This is a genomic window from Methylosinus sporium, from assembly GCF_003113265.1.
Classification (GTDB): Bacteria; Pseudomonadota; Alphaproteobacteria; order Rhizobiales; family Beijerinckiaceae; genus Methylosinus; species Methylosinus sporium.
Map to the genome: position 1 here is coordinate 39,819 of NZ_PUIV01000012.1, position 17,859 is coordinate 57,677.

At 65.7% G+C, this 17,859-nt stretch carries 16 protein-coding genes; 5 read left to right on the forward strand and 11 right to left on the reverse strand.

Annotated elements, in window-relative coordinates:
* Positions 1 to 97: 97 nt before the first annotated feature.
* Positions 98 to 1,765: a cytochrome c oxidase subunit I gene (gene ctaD / locus C5689_RS09840; protein ID WP_108917105.1), complete on the reverse strand. Its 1,668-nt coding sequence runs from the start codon at positions 1,763 to 1,765 to the stop codon at positions 98 to 100.
* A 73-nt stretch (positions 1,766 to 1,838) separates the two neighbouring features.
* Entirely contained in the window at positions 1,839 to 2,717 is an 879-nt protein-coding gene (gene coxB, locus C5689_RS09845; protein WP_108917106.1) for a cytochrome c oxidase subunit II, read from the reverse strand.
* Between the two features lie 346 nt (positions 2,718 to 3,063).
* Between coxB and C5689_RS09850 the strand changes: the two genes are divergently transcribed.
* A complete protein-coding gene (locus C5689_RS09850; protein ID WP_108917107.1) occupies positions 3,064 to 3,597 on the forward strand; it encodes an invasion associated locus B family protein in 534 nt (177 codons plus the stop codon).
* Positions 3,598 to 3,714: 117 nt separating this feature from the next.
* Positions 3,715 to 4,347 carry a hypothetical protein gene (locus C5689_RS09855; protein WP_244594656.1) on the forward strand — a complete coding sequence of 211 codons (633 nt, stop codon included), beginning with the start codon at positions 3,715 to 3,717 and terminating at the stop codon, positions 4,345 to 4,347.
* Here the strand turns inward: C5689_RS09855 and C5689_RS09860 are convergent.
* The 5 genes from C5689_RS09860 to C5689_RS09880 all read right to left on the reverse strand — a co-directional run bounded on the left by C5689_RS09860 (position 4,325) and on the right by C5689_RS09880 (position 9,286).
* Positions 4,325 to 5,695 (reverse strand): FAD-binding oxidoreductase, encoded by a 1,371-nt coding sequence (locus tag C5689_RS09860; protein ID WP_108917109.1) that lies wholly within the window; start codon positions 5,693 to 5,695, stop codon positions 4,325 to 4,327. The two genes, C5689_RS09855 and C5689_RS09860, sit on opposite strands and share 23 nt — an antisense overlap.
* Positions 5,696 to 6,130: 435 nt before the next feature.
* Positions 6,131 to 7,399, reverse strand: a complete 1,269-nt coding sequence (locus C5689_RS09865) for a class I SAM-dependent RNA methyltransferase (RefSeq protein WP_108917110.1) — start codon at positions 7,397 to 7,399, stop codon at positions 6,131 to 6,133.
* The gene (locus C5689_RS09870) at positions 7,384 to 8,139 is read right to left on the reverse strand and encodes a TlyA family RNA methyltransferase (protein ID WP_108917111.1); all 756 of its coding nucleotides are present in this window, start codon (positions 8,137 to 8,139) and stop codon (positions 7,384 to 7,386) included. The genes C5689_RS09865 and C5689_RS09870 overlap by 16 nt, the downstream gene beginning before the upstream one ends.
* Positions 8,133 to 8,771: an NrsF family protein gene (locus C5689_RS09875; protein WP_108917112.1), complete on the reverse strand. Its 639-nt coding sequence runs from the start codon at positions 8,769 to 8,771 to the stop codon at positions 8,133 to 8,135. The genes C5689_RS09870 and C5689_RS09875 overlap by 7 nt, the downstream gene beginning before the upstream one ends.
* The gene (locus tag C5689_RS09880; RefSeq protein ID WP_244594660.1) at positions 8,768 to 9,286 is read right to left on the reverse strand and encodes a sigma-70 family RNA polymerase sigma factor; all 519 of its coding nucleotides are present in this window, start codon (positions 9,284 to 9,286) and stop codon (positions 8,768 to 8,770) included. The genes C5689_RS09875 and C5689_RS09880 overlap by 4 nt, the downstream gene beginning before the upstream one ends.
* Before the next feature lie 277 nt (positions 9,287 to 9,563).
* Here C5689_RS09880 and C5689_RS09885 point away from each other — a divergent pair, with 277 nt between their 5' ends.
* Both C5689_RS09885 and C5689_RS09890 read left to right on the forward strand, forming a co-directional pair.
* Positions 9,564 to 10,850, forward strand: a complete 1,287-nt coding sequence (locus C5689_RS09885; RefSeq protein ID WP_167398708.1) for a L,D-transpeptidase family protein — start codon at positions 9,564 to 9,566, stop codon at positions 10,848 to 10,850.
* A 26-nt stretch (positions 10,851 to 10,876) separates the two neighbouring features.
* Positions 10,877 to 11,227, forward strand: coding sequence for a hypothetical protein (locus C5689_RS09890; RefSeq protein ID WP_146188369.1), 351 nt, complete (start codon positions 10,877 to 10,879; stop codon positions 11,225 to 11,227).
* Between the two features lie 150 nt (positions 11,228 to 11,377).
* On the opposite strand, the gene C5689_RS09895 is transcribed toward C5689_RS09890, so the two are convergent.
* From C5689_RS09895 to C5689_RS09915, 4 genes are all read right to left on the reverse strand, one after another.
* Complete coding sequence (locus C5689_RS09895) at positions 11,378 to 12,052, reverse strand: class I SAM-dependent methyltransferase (protein WP_108917115.1); 675 nt, start codon at positions 12,050 to 12,052, stop codon at positions 11,378 to 11,380.
* A 50-nt stretch (positions 12,053 to 12,102) separates the two neighbouring features.
* Positions 12,103 to 14,784 (reverse strand): FkbM family methyltransferase, encoded by a 2,682-nt coding sequence (locus C5689_RS09900; RefSeq protein ID WP_108917116.1) that lies wholly within the window; start codon positions 14,782 to 14,784, stop codon positions 12,103 to 12,105.
* A 320-nt stretch (positions 14,785 to 15,104) separates the two neighbouring features.
* Positions 15,105 to 15,533, reverse strand: a complete 429-nt coding sequence (locus tag C5689_RS09910; protein WP_108917118.1) for a hypothetical protein — start codon at positions 15,531 to 15,533, stop codon at positions 15,105 to 15,107.
* A complete protein-coding gene (locus C5689_RS09915) occupies positions 15,533 to 17,389 on the reverse strand; it encodes a methylmalonyl-CoA mutase family protein (protein WP_108917119.1) in 1,857 nt (618 codons plus the stop codon). Before C5689_RS09915 ends, C5689_RS09910 begins: the two co-directional genes overlap by 1 nt.
* A gap of 193 nt (positions 17,390 to 17,582) precedes the next feature.
* Between C5689_RS09915 and C5689_RS09920 the strand changes: the two genes are divergently transcribed.
* Positions 17,583 to 17,858, forward strand: a complete 276-nt coding sequence (locus tag C5689_RS09920) for an acyl carrier protein (protein ID WP_108917152.1) — start codon at positions 17,583 to 17,585, stop codon at positions 17,856 to 17,858.
* Position 17,859: the final 1 nt, after the last annotated feature.

Genomic DNA, 17,859 nt, shown 5'->3' on the forward strand with positions numbered 1-17,859 from the left:
CGTCGCTCGTCCGAGGGTCTCGCGGGGCGTCCGTCCCGGGAGAAGAGCCGGATCGCTCCGGCCGCGACAGCTCAGCGCCGCGGCCGGAGGAATTGCCTCAGTGGTGGCCCGAGCCGGTGATGCGCGGCAGGGTCTCGAACTGATGGAAGGGCGGCGGCGAGGGCAGCGTCCACTCGAGCGTCGTCGCGCCGACGCCCCAGGGATTGGCGCCCGCCTCACGCTTGCGCATGAAGGCCTCGGCCACAGTGTAGAAGAACAGCAGGACGCTGACCGCGGCGATGGCGGCGCCGACCGACGACCAATAGTTCCACAGCGCGAAAGCGTCCGGATAGTCGATATAGCGGCGCGGCATTCCGGCGAGGCCGAGGAAGTGCTGCGGGAAGAAGACGAGATTGATGCCGACGAAGAGCAGCAGGAAATGCGCCTTCGACAGAGTCTCGTTGTACATGTAGCCCGTCATCTTCGGGAACCAGTAGTAGAAGCCCGCGAAGACGCCGAACACCGCGCCGAGCGACATCGTGTAGTGGAAATGCGCGACGACGTAATAGGTCTCGTGCAACTGGCGGTCGGCGGAGGCGTTGGCCAGCACGACGCCGGTGACGCCGCCGAGGGTGAACACGAAGATGAAGCCGATCGCCCACCACATCGGCGCGCGGAAGGAGATCGAACCGCCCCACATGGTCGCGATCCAGGAGAAGATCTTGATGCCGGTCGGCACCGCGATGACCATTGTGGCGAAGACGAAATAGCGCTGCGCGTTGAGCGACAGGCCGACCGTATACATGTGGTGCGCCCACACGATGCAGCCGAGGAAGCCGATCGACACCATGGCGTAGGCCATGCCGAGATAGCCGAACACGGGCTTGCGCGAGAAGGTGGAGACGATGTGGCTGATGATGCCGAAAGCCGGCAGGATCAGAACATAGACTTCCGGATGACCGAAGAACCAGAACAGATGCTGGAACAGGATCGGATCGCCGCCGCCGGCCGGATCATAGAAGGTAGTGCCGAAATTGCGGTCCGTCAGCAGCATGGTGATGGCGCCGGCGAGCACCGGCAAGGTCAGCACCAGCAGGAAGGCCGTCACCAGCATGCCCCAGGCGAACAGCGGCATTTTGTGCAGCGTCATGCCCGGCGCGCGCATGTTGAAGATGGTGGTGATGAAGTTGATCGAGCCGAGGATCGACGAGGCGCCGGCCAGATGCAGCGACAGGATCACATAATCCATCGCCGGCCCGGGATGGCCCGTGTTGGACGACAGAGGCGGATAGAACACCCAGCCGCCGCCGAAGCCGAGCGAGCCCGGAGCGCCCTCCGCGAAGGTCGACAGCACCACCAGCACCAGCGCCACGGCGAGCAGCCAGAAGGAGATGTTGTTGAGGCGCGGGAAGGCCATGTCCGGCGCGCCGATCATGATCGGCACGAACCAATTGGCGAAGCCGCCCATCAGCGCCGGCATGACGAAGAAGAAGATCATCAGCACGCCATGGGCGGTGATGAACACATTGTAGAGATTTTTGGCCGCGTCGATATTGGTCGGATCAGTGCCATGAAGCAGCGCGGAAATGCCCGGGAACACCGAAATGCCCGGATGCGCGAGCTCGGCGCGAATCGCCATCGACATCAGAAAGCCGATGAGGCCGCCGACGACGGCGAGAATCAAATAGAGCGTGCCGATGTCTTTATGGTTGGTCGAGAAGAGATAGCGGCGCAGGCCGGTGGGGTGGTCGTGGTGGGCCCCCGCCTCGGTCGAGATGGCGTCCATGGTCGTGATCCTCGAAGAATGCTCGGTTTGTTCGGTTCGACTTTGCGAAAAGATGTCGCGCGGCGACGAAGCGTCAGCGCGCGTCGGCCTCGGCGGCCACGCGCACGCGGCCGTCGTCGACCTTGGCGAACTTCTTCTTCGCCTCGACCAGCCATTCGGCGTATTTCTCCTTGGAGACGACGCGGATGGCGGCCGGCATGAACGCATGATCCTTGCCGCAGATCTTCGAGCATTGGCCGTAGAAAATGCCTTCCTTCTCGGCCTTGAACCAGGTCTCGTTGAGGCGGCCGGGCACCGCGTCGATGCGGACGGTGAAGGCCGGAATCGTGTAGGAGTGGATCACGTCCGAGGCGACCACCTGGAGCTTGATGACCTCGCCGACCGGCACCACCGCCTCATTGTCCACCGAGAGCAGGCGCACGTCGCCATTCTCCGGCTTCAGATCGGCGTCGGTCTTCATGAACTGGTCGAAGGAGAAGCCGCCGCCCTGATCCTCGGGATAGGCGTAGGACCAGTACCACTGATTGCCGGTGACCTTGATCGTCACCTTCGGCTCGGGGATTTCCACCTGATGCGCCAGCAGGCGGAAGGAGGGAATGGCGATGAACACCAGGATCAGCACCGGAACCAGCGTCCAGACGACCTCGAGGCCGGTGTGATGGGTGAGCTTGGAGGGAACGGGATTGGCGTGCTCGTTGAACCGCCAGCAGACATAAATCAGAAGACCGAGAACGAAGAGACCGATGAAGCTGATGATGGGAAGCAGAATGACATTGTAGAAAAATTGCGTCTCGGCGCCGACTTCCGTCACGGTCGCCGGGAGACCGAGGCCTCCCGGAGTGGGCTGGCCCAACACCTCCGCGGACGCCACGCCCGCGAGCAGGAGGAGGGAAAAAACGGCGCCGGCCGTCAAAGCCGCGCGGCGGAGTGTGGGTCGTCTGCCGATGAGCATGAAGATCGCCTCTCGGACCTCAGGAACAAGGTCGTTATGATTTTGTTATCCGGTTGTTTTGATCGAGCCGAACCCGCCACAAATCCAGCCCGTCAGGTATTCCCACGCGGGTTCAACCACAAACGGCTGCGCCGCGCAATCGCTGCGGCGCCACACTGTGCCTGACAAAAAGTCGCGCCATCGCGCCCTGCGCAAAAATGCGGCGTCGGCGCCCTTCCGCTTGACAGCGGGCGGCCATTTGCTACGCAGAGCTTCACCCTCGTAACTTTTTCGTAACGCCCCGTTTCGGCCCGCTTTTGATCCTAAGGGCCATTGGAATCCGCAGCGAAAGAAACATGGAGCGAAAATGAGGCCGCACGCCGCCGTTCTCCGGCTCGCGAGGTTGCGACATGTGGTCGCGGGGCTGTTTTTCGCAATCGCAGCATGGGGGGCCGCGTCGCCCGCCGCCGCGCAAGGCGCGGTGAAGTCCAAATATGGCGATTGGGAGATTCGCTGCGAGACGCCGGCCGGCGCCGCCGCCGAGCAATGCGCTTTGATTCAGAGCGTGGCGGCGGAGGACAAGGCCAATGTCAATCTCGTCGTCGTCGTGCTGAAGACCAGCGACGGCAAGAGCCGGCTGCTGCGCGTCATCGCGCCGCTGAATGTCTTGCTGATCAAAGGCCTCGGCCTCACCATCGACAAGACGCGCATCGGCGACACCGGCTTCGTGCGCTGCCTGCCCTCCGGCTGCGTCGCCGATGTGGTGATGGACGATGCGCTCGTCGATCAGCTCAAGAACGGAAAAACGGCGACTTTCGTCATTTATCTCACGCCCGACGAAGGCGTCGGCCTGCCGCTGTCGCTGGCCGGCTTCAAGGAGGGATTCGCCAAACTGCCGTGATGGCGGTAAGGCGTGCGCCTCGGATGACGCACCGAATCCGCTCCCTCTCCCGCGCAGCGGGGGAGGTTGGGGAGGGGCGGCGGAGCAAAGGGTGAAAGGCCGATGGACACGGGACGGATGATGCGGCGCTATTTCGCGATTCTCTCGATTTCCGCGCTGATGGCGAGCGGCGCCCGCGCTTTCGACTTCCCAAACCCTCTCTCCGTCTTCGGCGGCGGCGAGAAGGAGCCGCAAAAATCCGATCGGCCCGCGCAGGCCGCGCCGGGCGCGGCGATCGACTGCCCCGAGATTCTCGTCGACACCGGCGCCGCCACGCTGCGCGTTCCGCCGGGGGCGGATAATTCCTCGGTGCGCTATCAGCTCTCGCTGTCGCATCTCGCGCGCGAATGCTCGGTTTCCGGCGATCAGATTCTGATCAAGGTCGGCGTCGAGGGCGCGGCCGTGCTCGGCCCCGCCGGCCAGCCTGGATCTTTCTCGGGCACGCTGAAAATCGCCGCGCGGCGGCAGAAGGACGAATCGATCCTCGCCTCCAAGAGCTATCACGTCACCGCGAGCGTGCCCGCGGGCGCCGCGCGCGGCGAGTTCCGCGTGATCTCGGAGCCTTTGTCGGTGCCCTATCTCGGCGCGCAAGCGGCCGATGATTACGAGATTCTCGTGGGCTTCGAAGGCGGCGCCGCCGACCGCGCCGCGCCCGCGCAAAAGCGCCGCAAGCGCCAAGCTCGCACGCCTACAGAAGCTTCCCCGGATTGAGGATGCCCTTCGGGTCGAGCGCGGATTTGATCGCGCGCATCAGCTCGAGCGCCACAGGGTCCTTCACTTTTCGCAAAAGATCGCGCTTGAGCGCGCCGATTCCATGCTCGGCGGAGACCGAGCCCGCATATTTCGTCACCAGCCCATGGACGAGCGCGTTGATCTCCTCGCGGCGGGCGAGAAAGACGACGCGATCGGCGCCTTCGGGCTGCGAGATGTTGTAGTGAATATTGCCGTCGCCCATATGGCCGAAGGGCGTCGGCCGCGCGCCCGGCGCATGGACGGCGACGAGGGCGCTCGCCTCCGCGAGAAAATCGGGAATCGACTCGAGCGGCACGGAGACGTCATGCTTGATCGAGACGCCCTCGGGCTTTTGCGCCTCCGGCATCGTCTCGCGCAGCTTCCATAGGCCGGCGCGCTGCTCCAGCGTCGCGGCGAGGGCGGCGTCCTCGGCTATGCCCTGCTCCATCGCCTCGCCGAGCAATTCGGTCAGCTGATCCTCGACGCCGCTCTCGGCGGGCGAGGCCAACTCCATCAGCACATACCAGCCATGCGCGCCGGCGAGCGGATCGCGAACCCCGGCGATATGGCGCGTCGTGAATTCGACGCCGATGCGCGGAATCAGCTCGAAGGCGACCAGCGCCGAGCCGGCGCGCGCCTTGGCGAGCGTCAGCAGCTTCAAAGCCGCGCGCGGATCGGCAAGGCCGACGAAAGCGGTGGCGCGTGACCTTGGCAAGGGGAAGAGCTTCAGCGTCGCGGCGGTGATGATTCCGAGCGTTCCCTCCGAGCCGATGAACAAATGGGCGAGGTCATAGCCCGTATTGTCCTTGCGCAGCTTGGAGAGGCCGGACAGCAGCCGCCCGTCGGCGAGCGCCACCTCGAGCCCGAGCGCGAGATCGCGCGTCGCGCCATAGGCGATCACATGCACGCCGCCGGCATTGGTGGCGAGATTGCCGCCTATGGTGCAGCTGCCTTCGGCGGCGAGCGAAAGAGGAAAGTAGCGGCCGACGGCTTCCGCGGCGGCCTGGACATTGGCGAGAATGGCGCCGGCCTCGACCGTCATCGTGTCGGAAGCAGGATCGATCTCGCGAATCTTGTCGAGCTTTTGCAGCGACAGCACGATCTGCGCGCCGCTTTCGTCGGGCGTCTGGCCGCCGACGAGGCCTGTATTGCCGCCCTGCGGAACGACGCCGACGCCGGCCTCATTGCAGAGGGCGAGAACGGAAGCGACCTCGCGGGCGCTTCGCGGCTTGACGACGCAAGGAGCGCGTCCGAAGAACGCCTCGCGCGGCTCGCGGAGATAGGCCGCCATATCGCCGGGGTCGACGATGACGCCGGCGGTTCCCACGATCGTGCTCAGGCGATCGAGCAGCCCCGTGTCATCGCGTCCTTTTTCGACGGCGGTCAGCGAAGATCACCTCGATTACCAATGGCGGCGACGATGCGCTTCATCGCTGCGGCGGACCCGCACGTAAGCGGCGGCGGCGACAGGAAGTCCGCCGAGGATGATACTGCACAATGTTGCGGCGAGAAGCGCATTCATGTGACCATCTCCTTCCAGATTCGAGCCGGCCCCTAGGGGGGGAGCCGGCGCCCACGCTGGACATGGACGCAAATCCTATGCCCAACTCGGCGGGGCTGGCAAGACAATTCCCCGCTGCGCCGCGAAAGGCTTATTTGAAAATTCGCCTTTGTCACATGAAACGCATCGAGAGAATGTAAGATTTGCGCGACGTTTCGCCATAAGTAGACCTACGTAGCGGATCGCTCCCCGCCCGCCGCGTCAGCGCGACAGCAGCCGCCGGCGCGGCGCCGCTTCCGCCGCGCGCTCGAAGAGAGCGACCAGCTCGAGATGCGGCGAATGCCGAAATTGATCGATCGGCGTGATGAATTTCGCGGCATAGCCGCCTTTGCTCAGAATTGCGGCGTCGCGGGCGAAGCTCTGCGGATCGCAGGAGACGGCGACGATGCGGCGCACGGTCGACGCCGCCAGCGCCTGCGCCTGCGCCATGGCGCCGGCGCGGGGCGGATCGAAGACGACGGCGTCGAAAGCGTTCAGCTCTTGAACATCGAGCGGACGGCGGAAGAGATCGCGCGCCTGCGCCGATATCGGCCGCAGCCCCCGCGCCGTGCGGGCGGCGCGGTCCAGCGCCTCCACCGCGGCCACATCCGAATCGATCGCCGTCACGCGCGCCTGCGCGGCGAGCCGCAGCGCGAAGGCACCGACGCCGCAGAAGAGATCGGCCACATTCTTGGCCTTGTCGCCTACGCCCTTCGCGACGAGGCGGGCGATAGCGGCCTCGCCCTCCGCGGTCGCCTGGAGAAAGGCGCCCGGCGGCGGAAAGACCTGGATATTGCCGATCATCACGCCGGGCGGCAGGCGCAGCGTCACCAGCCGCCCATGATTGGCGAGACGGGCGAGATCGAGGCTTTCGGCGAGCTCCAGCAGCGCCAGAGTCTCGCGCTCCTCGAGCGCGCCGGCGCCGCGAATGTCGATATCGAGCCCGCCCGTCGCCGCCGTCGCCGCTATGTCGAGCGGCTTGCCGCGCAAGGCGAGCGCCTGCGCCAGAGCGCGCGCCGCCGCCGGCGCGCCGACGAGGCGCGGCTCGAGCAAGGGGCAGACGTCGATTTCGACGAGATCATGCGAGCGCGCGCGCATGAAGCCGACATGCGCAACGCCCCTCTCATAACGAGCATGGAAGGTCACGCGCCGACGCCCGGCGCCATGGGCGTCGATCAGCGGTTCGACCGGCCAGTCGAGCCCGGCGTTGCGCAGCGCCGTCTCGGCGAGGCCGCGCTTCCATTGCGCATAGGCGGGCGCGGCCAAGGTCTGCACGGCGCAGCCGCCGCAAACGCCGTAATGTGGGCAGAAAGGCTCGATGCGATCCGGCGAGGGCTCGAGAATATCGACGACACGGGCGCGCTCGCCCTCCACCTCGGCGAGGACGGTCTCGCCGGGCAAAGCGAAAGCGGCGAAGACGAGCCCCTCCTCCATGCGGGCGACGCCCTCGCCCTTATGGCCGAGACGTTCGATGGTCAATCTTTGCAACATCCGTCCCGCCGCGCATGGAGGAGAAATTCGCGATTGCCGTCGCCGCCCTCGATCGGCGAGGCGATGACGCCGAGCACACGCCAGGCCAATGTCTCGACCTCCGCGGAAATGCGCGCGCAGACTTGCGCATGAATGGCCTCGTCGCGCACGACGCCCTTCTTTGCCGCCTTGCGGCCGGCCTCGAATTGCGGCTTGACCAGAGCGAGCAGCTCCGCGCCGCCGGCCGCGAGCGGCAGCACCGGAGGCAGCACCAGCGCCAGCGAGATGAAGCTGGCGTCGATCACGATCAGCGACGGCGCCTCGGCCAGATGCTCCCGCGTCAGAGCGCGCGCATCCTGTCCCTCCAGCGAGGTGACGCGCGCATCGGCGCGCAATCTCTCGTGCAATTGATCATGGCCGACGTCCACCGCGACGACATGGCGCGCGCCGGCGCGCAGCAGCGCGTCGGTGAAGCCGCCGGTCGAAGCGCCGACATCGAGGCAATAGCGATCCTGCGCATGGACGCCGAAAGCCGCGAGCGCATGGGCGAGCTTGACGCCGCCACGGGAGACGTAAGGGTGCGGCGCCCGCGCCACGATCTCGGCGTCCGGCGGAACGAGCTGCGACGGCTTGGCGATTTTGCGGCCTCCCACCTCGACGAGGCCCGCGAGGATCGCCTCCTGCGCCTTGGCGCGGCTCTCGAAAAAGCCGCGCTCGCACAGCGCCACATCGACGCGAAGCGGCTCGCTCGCGCTCACCATCGCAACAATCGCGCGCCGAGCGCCGAGCCGGCGAGCGCGACGAAGCCGACCGCCAGCGAATACCACACGGCGACGAAGAGCGGGCTGTCGTCCGTGCAATGGGCCGCGTAGAAGCTCGCCGCCAGCGCGCCGGCGACGAGGCCGGCCACCGCGCCGGCCAGCGCCGGCCGGCTGGGCGCGCCGCGCCGCAAGGCGAAGAGGAGAATGGCGAGCGGGCCCGCCGCGATGAGCGGGATCGCCATCAGGCAGATGGCGGCGTTGTGTCCGACGAGCCGCGCGTCCCAACTCTCCGCCGGCGCGGCGACGAGCTCGAGCGCCACGGCGACGCCGAGAGCGGCGAGCGCGAGCAGAGGCGCGAAGCGCCACGCGCCGGCCTCGACACCCGGCGCGGCGAGCCGCCGCAACAGGCCGCCGGCGGTCGCCAGCAAAGTGAGCGTCACCGCGAATTTCGCCAAAAAGCGCGGCTCGTGGACGGCGGCGCCGATGTCCGGCCGGACGCCGATGAAAGCGACGAACAGCAGCGCCGCGACGAGCCCCGCCGCCGCGAGCGACGACGCGAAAATCTGCGCGAAGCGAAAACGCGACGGCGCATGGTCCGCGACCAGAGCGCCGATCAGCTCTTGCGTTTTCATCTCCCGCCTCTCCGATAGAGCGCCGCCAGGCTCCTGATCGCCCGATGCAGCGCCACGCGCACCGCGCCCTCGCTCATACGATAGCGCTCGGCCGCCTCCTTCACCGAATGTCCCTCGATCGACAGAAACCGCACCAGCTCGCGCGGGCGTTCGCCGAGCTCGCCGAGCATACGGTCGATATCCTGCCGGTCGATCCCATCGTCCGCCGCCTCGGGCGCCGCGAGATCGAAAGCGTCGTCGATCGGCAGCGCCGCCTTGGCGCCGCGCCGGCGGCGCGCGTCGACGAGCTTGTTGCGCGCTATGGTCATGATCCAGGGACCGATCGGCCGCGCCATATCCCAAGTGTCGCGCTTCAAGTGAATGGCGAGCAGGGTCTCCTGCACCACATCCTCCGCCTCGCCGACATCGAGGCCGAGGCGCGCGCAATTGCGCCGCGCGATTCCGCGCAGCGCCGGCGTCAGCGAGAGGAGCAGCCTCTCATAGGCGCCCGTATCGCCCGCTATGGCGGCGCGCATCAGCACGGCCCATTCCTCCTCGGGGTTTCGCGCTCCCAAACGTCCACCCTGCTCATACGTGAAAAATCGCCTTCTCGTTACGTCATGCGCGGGGCGCGTGTCGAGCATTCGTCGATTTTCGCGGCGCGTCACAAAAACGCCGGACTATTCGCGCCTTTTTAACGAAAGAATCGCAAATCTATCGACGCCGCGCGACCGCGGCCCGCCCCTCGTGAGGGCGCAGTCGGATTGGAGCTTCCCCTTGCGTAAGTTTTCGAAGTCCGTCTTTTCGTTGAGCATGATCGCGCTCGCCGGAGCCGCCGCCCCCGCGGCCATCGCCGCGGGCGACGCCTATGACGGCCAGGCCGAATGGGCGCAGCGCTATGACGCCGATCCCCGGCTCACCGTCTCGCGCTCGACGACCCCCATCCTCTCGACGCAGACGGTCGCCGCGACGGAGGCGGCCATCGCCCAGCTTCAGGAGATCGCCGCGCGCGGCGGCTGGCCCATGGTGCCGGCCGGCCAGCAGCTGCGGCTCGGCTCCAACAGCCCGGCCGTCTCGGCGCTGCGCCGGCGTCTCATCGTCTCCGGCGACATCGGCGCCGAGGCCGGCGTGAGCCCGGTCTTCGACTCTTACGTCGAAGCCGCGGTGCGCCGCTTCCAGGCGCGCCACGGCGTCAACGCCACCGGCGTCGTCTCGACGCAGACCTTCGCCGCGCTCAACGTCTCCGCCGAGCTGCGCCTGCGCCAGCTCGAGACCAATCTCGTGCGCCTGCGCAGCTTCTCGCGCGATCTCGGCAATCGCTATGTGACGGCCAACATCCCCGCCGCCACGGTGGAGACGGTCGAGAACGGCGCCGTCGTCACCCATCACACCGCCGGCGTCGGCAAGATCGACCGCCAGTCGCCGGTGATGCAGACCAAGGCGATCCAGGTCAATTTCAACCCCTTCTGGACCGTGCCCGCCTCCGTCATCCGCAAGGATCTGATCCCCAAGATGCAGGCCGATCCCAATTATCTCGCCGACAATCACATCCGCGTCTACAATAAGGACGGCGTCGAGCTCCCCCCGCAGCAGATCAATTGGAACTCGCTCGAGGCGCTGAACTACAAATTCCGCCAGGACACGGGCGGCGATTTCAACTCGCTCGGCGTGGTGCGCATCGACATCGCGAATCCTTACGGCGTCTATATGCACGACACGCCGGCCAAGGGCATTTTCGGCGACGACTTCCGCTTCGTCTCCTCCGGCTGCATCCGCCTGCAGAATGTGCGCGACTATGTCGCCTGGCTGCTGAAGGAGACGCCCGGCTGGGATCGCGACCATATCGACGAGGCGATCCGCTCCGGCGAGCGCATAGACGTGAAAATATCCCCCGCCGTGCCGGTCTATTGGGTCTATGTCACCGCCTGGGCGACGCCCGACGGGGTGATGCAGTTCCGCGAGGATATTTATCAGCGCGACGGGCTCGGCCTCACCGCCTCCATCCCGCAGCAATCCGCCCCTGGGCCGACGCCGGTCGCCTCGCGTCAGGCCGCGCGCGGATCGCAGCTGCCGCCGGTGTTCGGCGCGGACGAGTATTGAGCGGGATGCGCTCGGAGCAGGCGCTCATGATCCTGCTCCCGATCGCATTCTATCTCATTCCATTCGCCTCGACGCTCGCGACGCGCGGATGGCGGTCGCTCGCCGCCGTATCGATCCTCTGGCTCGCCGTCACCGCGTTTTTGGCGCGGCCGCTCTTCGACCATCCGAGCGAACCCGGCTGCGGGCTCGGCGTGCTGATCTCGATATGGGTCGCGACCCTGGTCGCCGCAGGCTTTGCGACGAGCTTCGTCGGCCGCGTCCTGCTGTTGCGCGATCCGACGATGACGCGCGCGCGAGCGGCGACGATCGTCGCCGCGCTCGGCCTCGCGGGTTTCGCAGGCGTCGCTTGGTTGAACCGAGCCTTTTTCTTCCGCTGAAGGAGCGCGACCCTGTCGCCGAAGAGGCCGCCGGCGTTCGGCGAGGACCGGAACCGAGGCGTGCGGAGCCGGAACGTTTCAGCGTCCCGGCCCTCGTCGATTCGACTTTACAGCGCCGTTCGCCGCGCGCTCGCTACGCCGCCCGAATCCTCACAATTTGCCGACCATCTTGCGAATCCGGCACTTGCCGTCGAAATTTTCGATGCGGTCGGTTCCGAAAAATTCGTGGAACGCCATGGCCACCTCGGGCCAAACCTGCATATTCGGATCGTAGTCATCCCCGATGATATATCCGCCCGGAGCCAGCAGCTTCCACCATAATTCGAGATCGGAGAGGACAGCTTTTCGGTCGTGCCCCGCGTCGATATGGACGATGTCCGGGGAGAAGCCGTAATGTCTCATGACTTCGGCGGCGTTATTGGAATCGATAGGAAGGGGAACGACATAATCAGCGACGCCACGAGCGATGACATTGGCGGCAAAGGTATAGTATAAAGAGGGGTATCCATATTTCTGCTTCAGACTGTCGCGCCATTGCTCGATTATCCAATGCTCCCACGCCCCGAGAAAGGTGTCGACGGATACGATAGCGCAATCCAGGCCTAGAGATTTTGCTTTATCGGCCATGTAAATGGTCGAGCCGCCTTTCCACACGCCGACCTCCACGATCAGCGAAGGACGCGCCATCTCGATCGTTTCGCTCAGATACGGATGCTCCGAACGCCAGCCCTGGGAGTCCGTCTCATAAGCTCCTTCCGGGAAGCCGGCGAATGGATCCGCACCATAGTGAAGAGCGCCGACAAGTCTATCTCGCATCGCAGTCATAAATTCGTCCTTTTGGATCTCGGATCACGTTCGCAGTCGGCGCATCGACGCTACGGGCTCGGCGCCCGGCCCTTCGGCAAGCACAAAATATCCGAAATCCGGTGGTCCAGCCGCGCCGGCGCCAAAGTCGTCGGATCATAGGCGACATAGCCGATCTCATCGACGGCCTGGAACAAATCCGCATCGTCCTCGGGAGAGAACCAAGCGAACCATTCGACGAACAGATTCGGTTGGTAGGCGCGAATGAATTCGGCGCTGCCGCGAAGGATGTCCTTATCGTAGCCTTCGCAATCGGTCTTGATGAAGGAAACCGTCGAAAAATCCTCGACGCCACATTCCCTCAGAAGAGTCGGCAGCGTCACGCCGCGCGCCTTATAGCGGTTGACGGAGGCGGCTGCGATCTTGCCCGTGCATTCGTCCGAATAATGCGTATTCTCGATGACTCCGCCATTGCAATGCGCATTGCCGTGATCGGAGAGCTCGATCTCGTCGACATCGCGCTCGGTGATCGCGCAGGGCATGATCTTGAAATCGGCGATGTGGGGGTTCATCGCGAGATTGATGGTCATCACTTTCAAAACTTCGGGATTCGGCTCGACGACGATGACCTTGCCCCGCCGATCGCCCTCCCGATCATAAGCGAAGAGCCCCATCGGCACGGCGGTGTCGCCGGAATGGCCGCCGACGTCGACGACCGTGCTGCCCGGCGCGATGAAACGCCGCCAGTTTTGTCGCTCCAGGTCTTCGACGATCCAGGCGAAGCTCCTCGGCGTTTCGCCCTGGTGATCCCATTCGCACCAGAATGCGCAGCCCGGACGACCGAGCCAGCGATCCGCCTCCAGCGTGTGAAGCGTCCGCACGGGCTTCAAGTCATAAGTGTTTTCGTTCATCTTTCGGTCGCCTGTCTCTCGCGTGACGGGTAGCGTCGCGATAGCTTCGCCGGCGCGGGCGGCGTCGATCGACGTCCCGGACGCCGCAGCGTCGGTTCTCCCCATGCTTTCGCCCGTCTTGTCGACAGCAAAGAGCCAAGCGCCTCCGTCTATTTCGAATCGATCGTATTGCGGCCATCGCGCACGCAGATGTCGAAGAATATCCGGCCGCACCGGCGACACGTAATTCTCTGTCGCGATCGGCCGCAGATCGCGCACGGCGTCGAAATAGGCCGATGCGGGCGCGCGATTGATGTTATCGGAGTCGAAGATGAATTCCACGGCCCGGCCGGCATGGTCGCTGTGTATGCCGCGATGATCCGAAAGATAGCGTGCGATCGTCTCGCGATCGTAGAGCAGATGCATGTGGCTCGGGAGCTGCCGCAGCGTGAAATCCAGAGCGGGATTGCCGCCGTCGAGGTAGAGGTGATGCCCAGTCGCGCCTGTCCAGAGAGGTCCGAACTCGGAGAAGACGAGGCCGCCATTCTTCGTGATGCGCGCGGATTCTCGACATGCGCTCTCTATGTCGTACAGATGCTCCCATACGGACATGAAAACAACCGCATCGAATGTGTCGTCGTCGAATGACGTCTTGCCGCATATGTCGCCGATGATCACGGGGAACCCCGATCCATAGGCGTCGATATGGTCCTCCCACAAGGCCAAGCGCTTCGCCGAGCCGATGTTCTCCTGCGCCATCAAAGACTGCGCCTGCGCCTCCGAATAGCCGACCAGCAGCACATTCTTGCCGGCGAGGTTCATATGCGACCGCAGCCGCTCGACCGCGTTCGGCGCATAATTCCGCAACGACCCCGGAAACGGCAGCTGCTCGATCGGCGGCAATTCGTCGACAGCGCTCGTCGCGTCGTCGATGGCGTCGGCGAAATAGAACAGAAAGTCGAATTGGCGCGGCGATTTTTTCAGCGCGTCGGGAATGTCGAGCTCGGCGACATCCTTCAATGTCGGCGCGCGCACATGGGTCAGCTCGGGCGTATGCTCGACCAGGAATTTGGAGACGACATCGGCGTTCGCCTCGCGGAAGCTGTGGTGATTGTGCTTGCCGAATCGCGTCGGCTTCGCGACGGCCTCGGTGTTGGCGCGCGTGCGCTCGACGATCGATTGCATTTTCAGCGCGAGCGCCTCCATGCCGCCCATGCTGGAAAAATGCCAGCCGCCGTTCGGCACGCGCCGCTCGTAGGAATAGAGTTCCCGGTCGTAGCCGAGATTGATGCAAGCGCCGCGCGGGCTGATCGGATCTCCCATCCGCGCGCCTTGCGGCATGATGAATTTCAGCAAGCCGTAGCGGCAAGCAACGGATCCCAGCCAAGGCGTGTTGTTGTAATGACAATTGGAGTTGTTGTTCACGAAATATTTTTTCATCGCCATTTCGAAAATGGCGATGTTGCGAGGATTGTCGAGCAGCGCCGGCAGCTCCGCGACGCATTCGGGACGGGGTATCTCGTCTATGTCCGACACGATGATGATGGCGTCGTCGCCGAGCCCCATCGTGGAAAGCGGGCGCAGAATGCAATTGCGCTGCAAATTCTCGACGATCCATCCGAGCTCCGGCGCATTGCCGAAGGCGCCGGGCATGTCGTCGATGACGTAATGCACGATGTCGTAGCCGGCGCCTCGAAGCTCGGAGACCGCATCGGCGAGCAATATCGGCTTGTCCGCGCCGGTGTGCGTCTTGCAAGATTCGACGACGACGAATGAATCGACGACATTGGTCAGTTCGGCGACCCGCAGCATGAGCATGTCGATTTCATTGAACCCGATGACGCAGTCGACAATCTTGGGCATAGGCCACCATTGCTCCGAAGCTGAAGGCTGGCGTTTATCTCACGCCCACATGGGCGCTGTCCAGCAGAGCGCGTCGCCTCGACACGATGCCGCGCGCCCAGAAAAACATGGCGTCGCCGCGAAGGCGGCGGTCGAGATCATCCTTGTTCGTCTCGTCGGTCGAGATCGAAAGAAAGCTTTCGAAACGATGCGGCGCGCGACGCGATCGAAGGTCTCGCGAGGCGTTTGCCGCGCGCCGGACGTCGCGATGCGATTTTCGGAAAGCGCGTCGCCGGACATTTCCGGCTGCGCGGCGCGAGACGACGGACTGCGCCGAAAGATCATCTCCCCGCGCGTTGCGCTCCGCCGCGATGGGCGCGCCAGGCGCCGCCGCATTTGTCGGTGGAGGAGGACCACGCCCCCTGCCCGGCGTTGCCGCGCAAATGGCCATGGGCGCGCGCCACGCGGCCGTCCTGCGTGGTGAAGCGCGTCATGATCGCGCCATCGCCCTCCACATAGCCCCAATGCGCCATGCGCCCGGCCGCCAGCGCCGCGGCGCCGGCCTGCGTGCCGACGAGGAGATCGCCGCGAATCTCGATTTGATCGGGCAGCAGCCCCGGGCAGGAGCCGACCGTCGTGCGCGCCTCGAACACCCAGGCGCCGTCATAGCGGCCGGCCTCCGGCGCGGCGCTCGCCGATTCGCGCGGAGCCGCCTGCGCGGCGCCGATCGCCATCATCGCGCCCAATACGAAAATCCCCAGCCGACGCATCACCCCGCCTCCGCGAAAGCACGCTGCAATGTGTCGAACATATCGCCGCCGGCGTAAATAAATTCTGCAACGCCGGCCGCGCGCAGCGCCGCTTCGAGCTCTCCCGGCCGACCGGCGAGATAGACCCGCGCGCCGGCGGCGGCGAGATCGCGCGCCGCCTGCTCTGCTTTTTCCGCATAGATCGCGTCGGAGGAGCAGATGCAGGCGAGCGTCGCGCCGCTCGCGCGCAAGGCCGCCGCGACATCTGCGCCCTCTTCGCCGAAGACGGCCTCTATGCCGCCGGCCTCGAAGAAATTCTTGGCGAAATTGGCGCGCGCCGTGAACGCCGCCACGGCGCCGAGATTGGCGAGGAAAATCCGCGGCCGCGCGCCCTTCTCGGCGAGCGCGGCGTCGGAACGGTCGCGCAGCGCCTCGAAAGGCTCGGCGAGACGGCGCGGACGCAGCGGCGGCGATCGCAGCGCGCCGGCGGGCGCGAGCGCCTCGGCGAGCGAGGCGTCGAAGGGCGCGAGCGCGGCGACCGGCGCCTCGCCTATATCGGGAAACGCATTGCAGCCGGTGATCTTGTCGCGCGAGCGCGCGACATTCTGCGCGCGCTTGCCGGCGGTCTCGGCGACGCGGCCCTGGAAGGAGCCCTTGTCGAGCGCCGCGGCGAGGCCGCCCTCGGCCTCGAGGCTCTGGAACTCGGCCCAGCCGCGCTCGCAGAGCGCCTCGGTCAGCGCCTCCATGCCGCCGGAGCCGCTCGCCGGATCGTCGACCGCATCGATGTGGGACTCGTCCTGCAGCACCAGCTGCGTGTCGCGGGCGAGGCGGCGGGCGAAATCATCCGGCGCGCCGAGCGCCTGGGTAAAGGGCAGGACGGTGACGGCGTCGGCGCCGCCGATCGCCGCGCCGAAAGAGGCGAGCGTGGCGCGCAGAAGATTGGTCCAGGGATCGCGCCGCGTCATCATCCGCCAGGCCGTCTCGGCATGGACGAAGATCGGCGCCGGCGCGAGGCCGCAAGCCTCCTCCACACGGGCGAACAGCCGCCGCAGCGCGCGGAATTTGGCGATGGTGACGAATTCATCGGCGTCCGCCGCGAGGCGGAAGGCGATGAGCGCGCGCGCCTCCTCGAGCGGCAGGCCGCCCTCCTCGAGCGCGCGCAGATAGGCGAGCGCGGCGGCGAGCGCGAAGCCGAGCTCCTGCGCCTCGGTTCCGCCGGCGGCGTGGATCACGCGGGCGTCGGCGGCGACGGTCCCGAAACGATAGCCGGCGGCGGCGAGGCTCCTTACACGCGCCGCGAAGGATTTGCTCTCCTCGCCCCAAGGCGCGGGGGAAAAGCCGTGCAGCGCCTTCGCGCCGAGCGGATCGAGCCCGAAGGAGAGGCGCGTGATGCTCGGCTCTATATGGGCGCGGTCGAGCAGGCGCAGCAGCGTATCCACCGCTTTCGGCGCACGCGGGGAAAACTCCACAAGCGCGGGAATTCCGTAGTCGAAGCGGATTTTGTCGAAGACATGGGCGAGCGCGTCCTCGCCATCGTCGCAAAGGCCCGTCCCATAGGCGCCCTGGGCGCCGGCGAAGACGATGTGCAAGCCGTCGGCGCCGCCCTCGAGATCGCCGAGCGCCGAGGCGTTGGCCGCGTCGATGTCGGAAAGATCGACCCGCGCCAGAATGGACCAGCGGCCGGCCGCGGCGCGCAGCGCGCGCGGGCCCGGCGCGGTCGCGCGCTGGTAGAGCGGGGATATCTCGACCCCGTCGTAGGTCTTGGACAGCAGCCGGTCGAAGGACCCGCCCTTCAGCGCCCGATCGACGATTTTGCGCCAGCCCTCCTCGGTTCCCGGTGGAAAAACGCCAGCCAGCGGCGCATCTTGCAAACTCATGAGCGAGCCTCGAACAATGACGGGGTTGCGGGGCGTCTTCTTGCATGAAGCGCCGCGCGCCGCCACCCATATCCGCAGCCTTCGCCCGCGCCGGGCTTTATTTTCGCTTCCGGGCGCCTTAACGAGAACCGGAGCGCCGCCCGCCCCCGGGGGGCGGCCCGACTAGCTGATTGGACCCTGAACGGAGGTGGACGTGGCTGAAGATCCGCAGGATAAGGCCAAGCTCGTCGAAGAGATCGTCGAGGTCATCGCCAAGGAAGGCATGATCGACCGGACCAAGGTCACGCCCGATGCGACGATCGAGAGCCTCGGCCTCAAATCCGTCGATATCGTCATGATCCTCACCGCCCTCGAGGAAAAGTTCAACGTCTATATCCCGATGGACGGCGCATTGCAGGACGCCAAGAATGTCGAGGGCCTCATCGACGCCATCGCGGAATATGTGCTGAAAGAGCGAGAGAACCAATAAT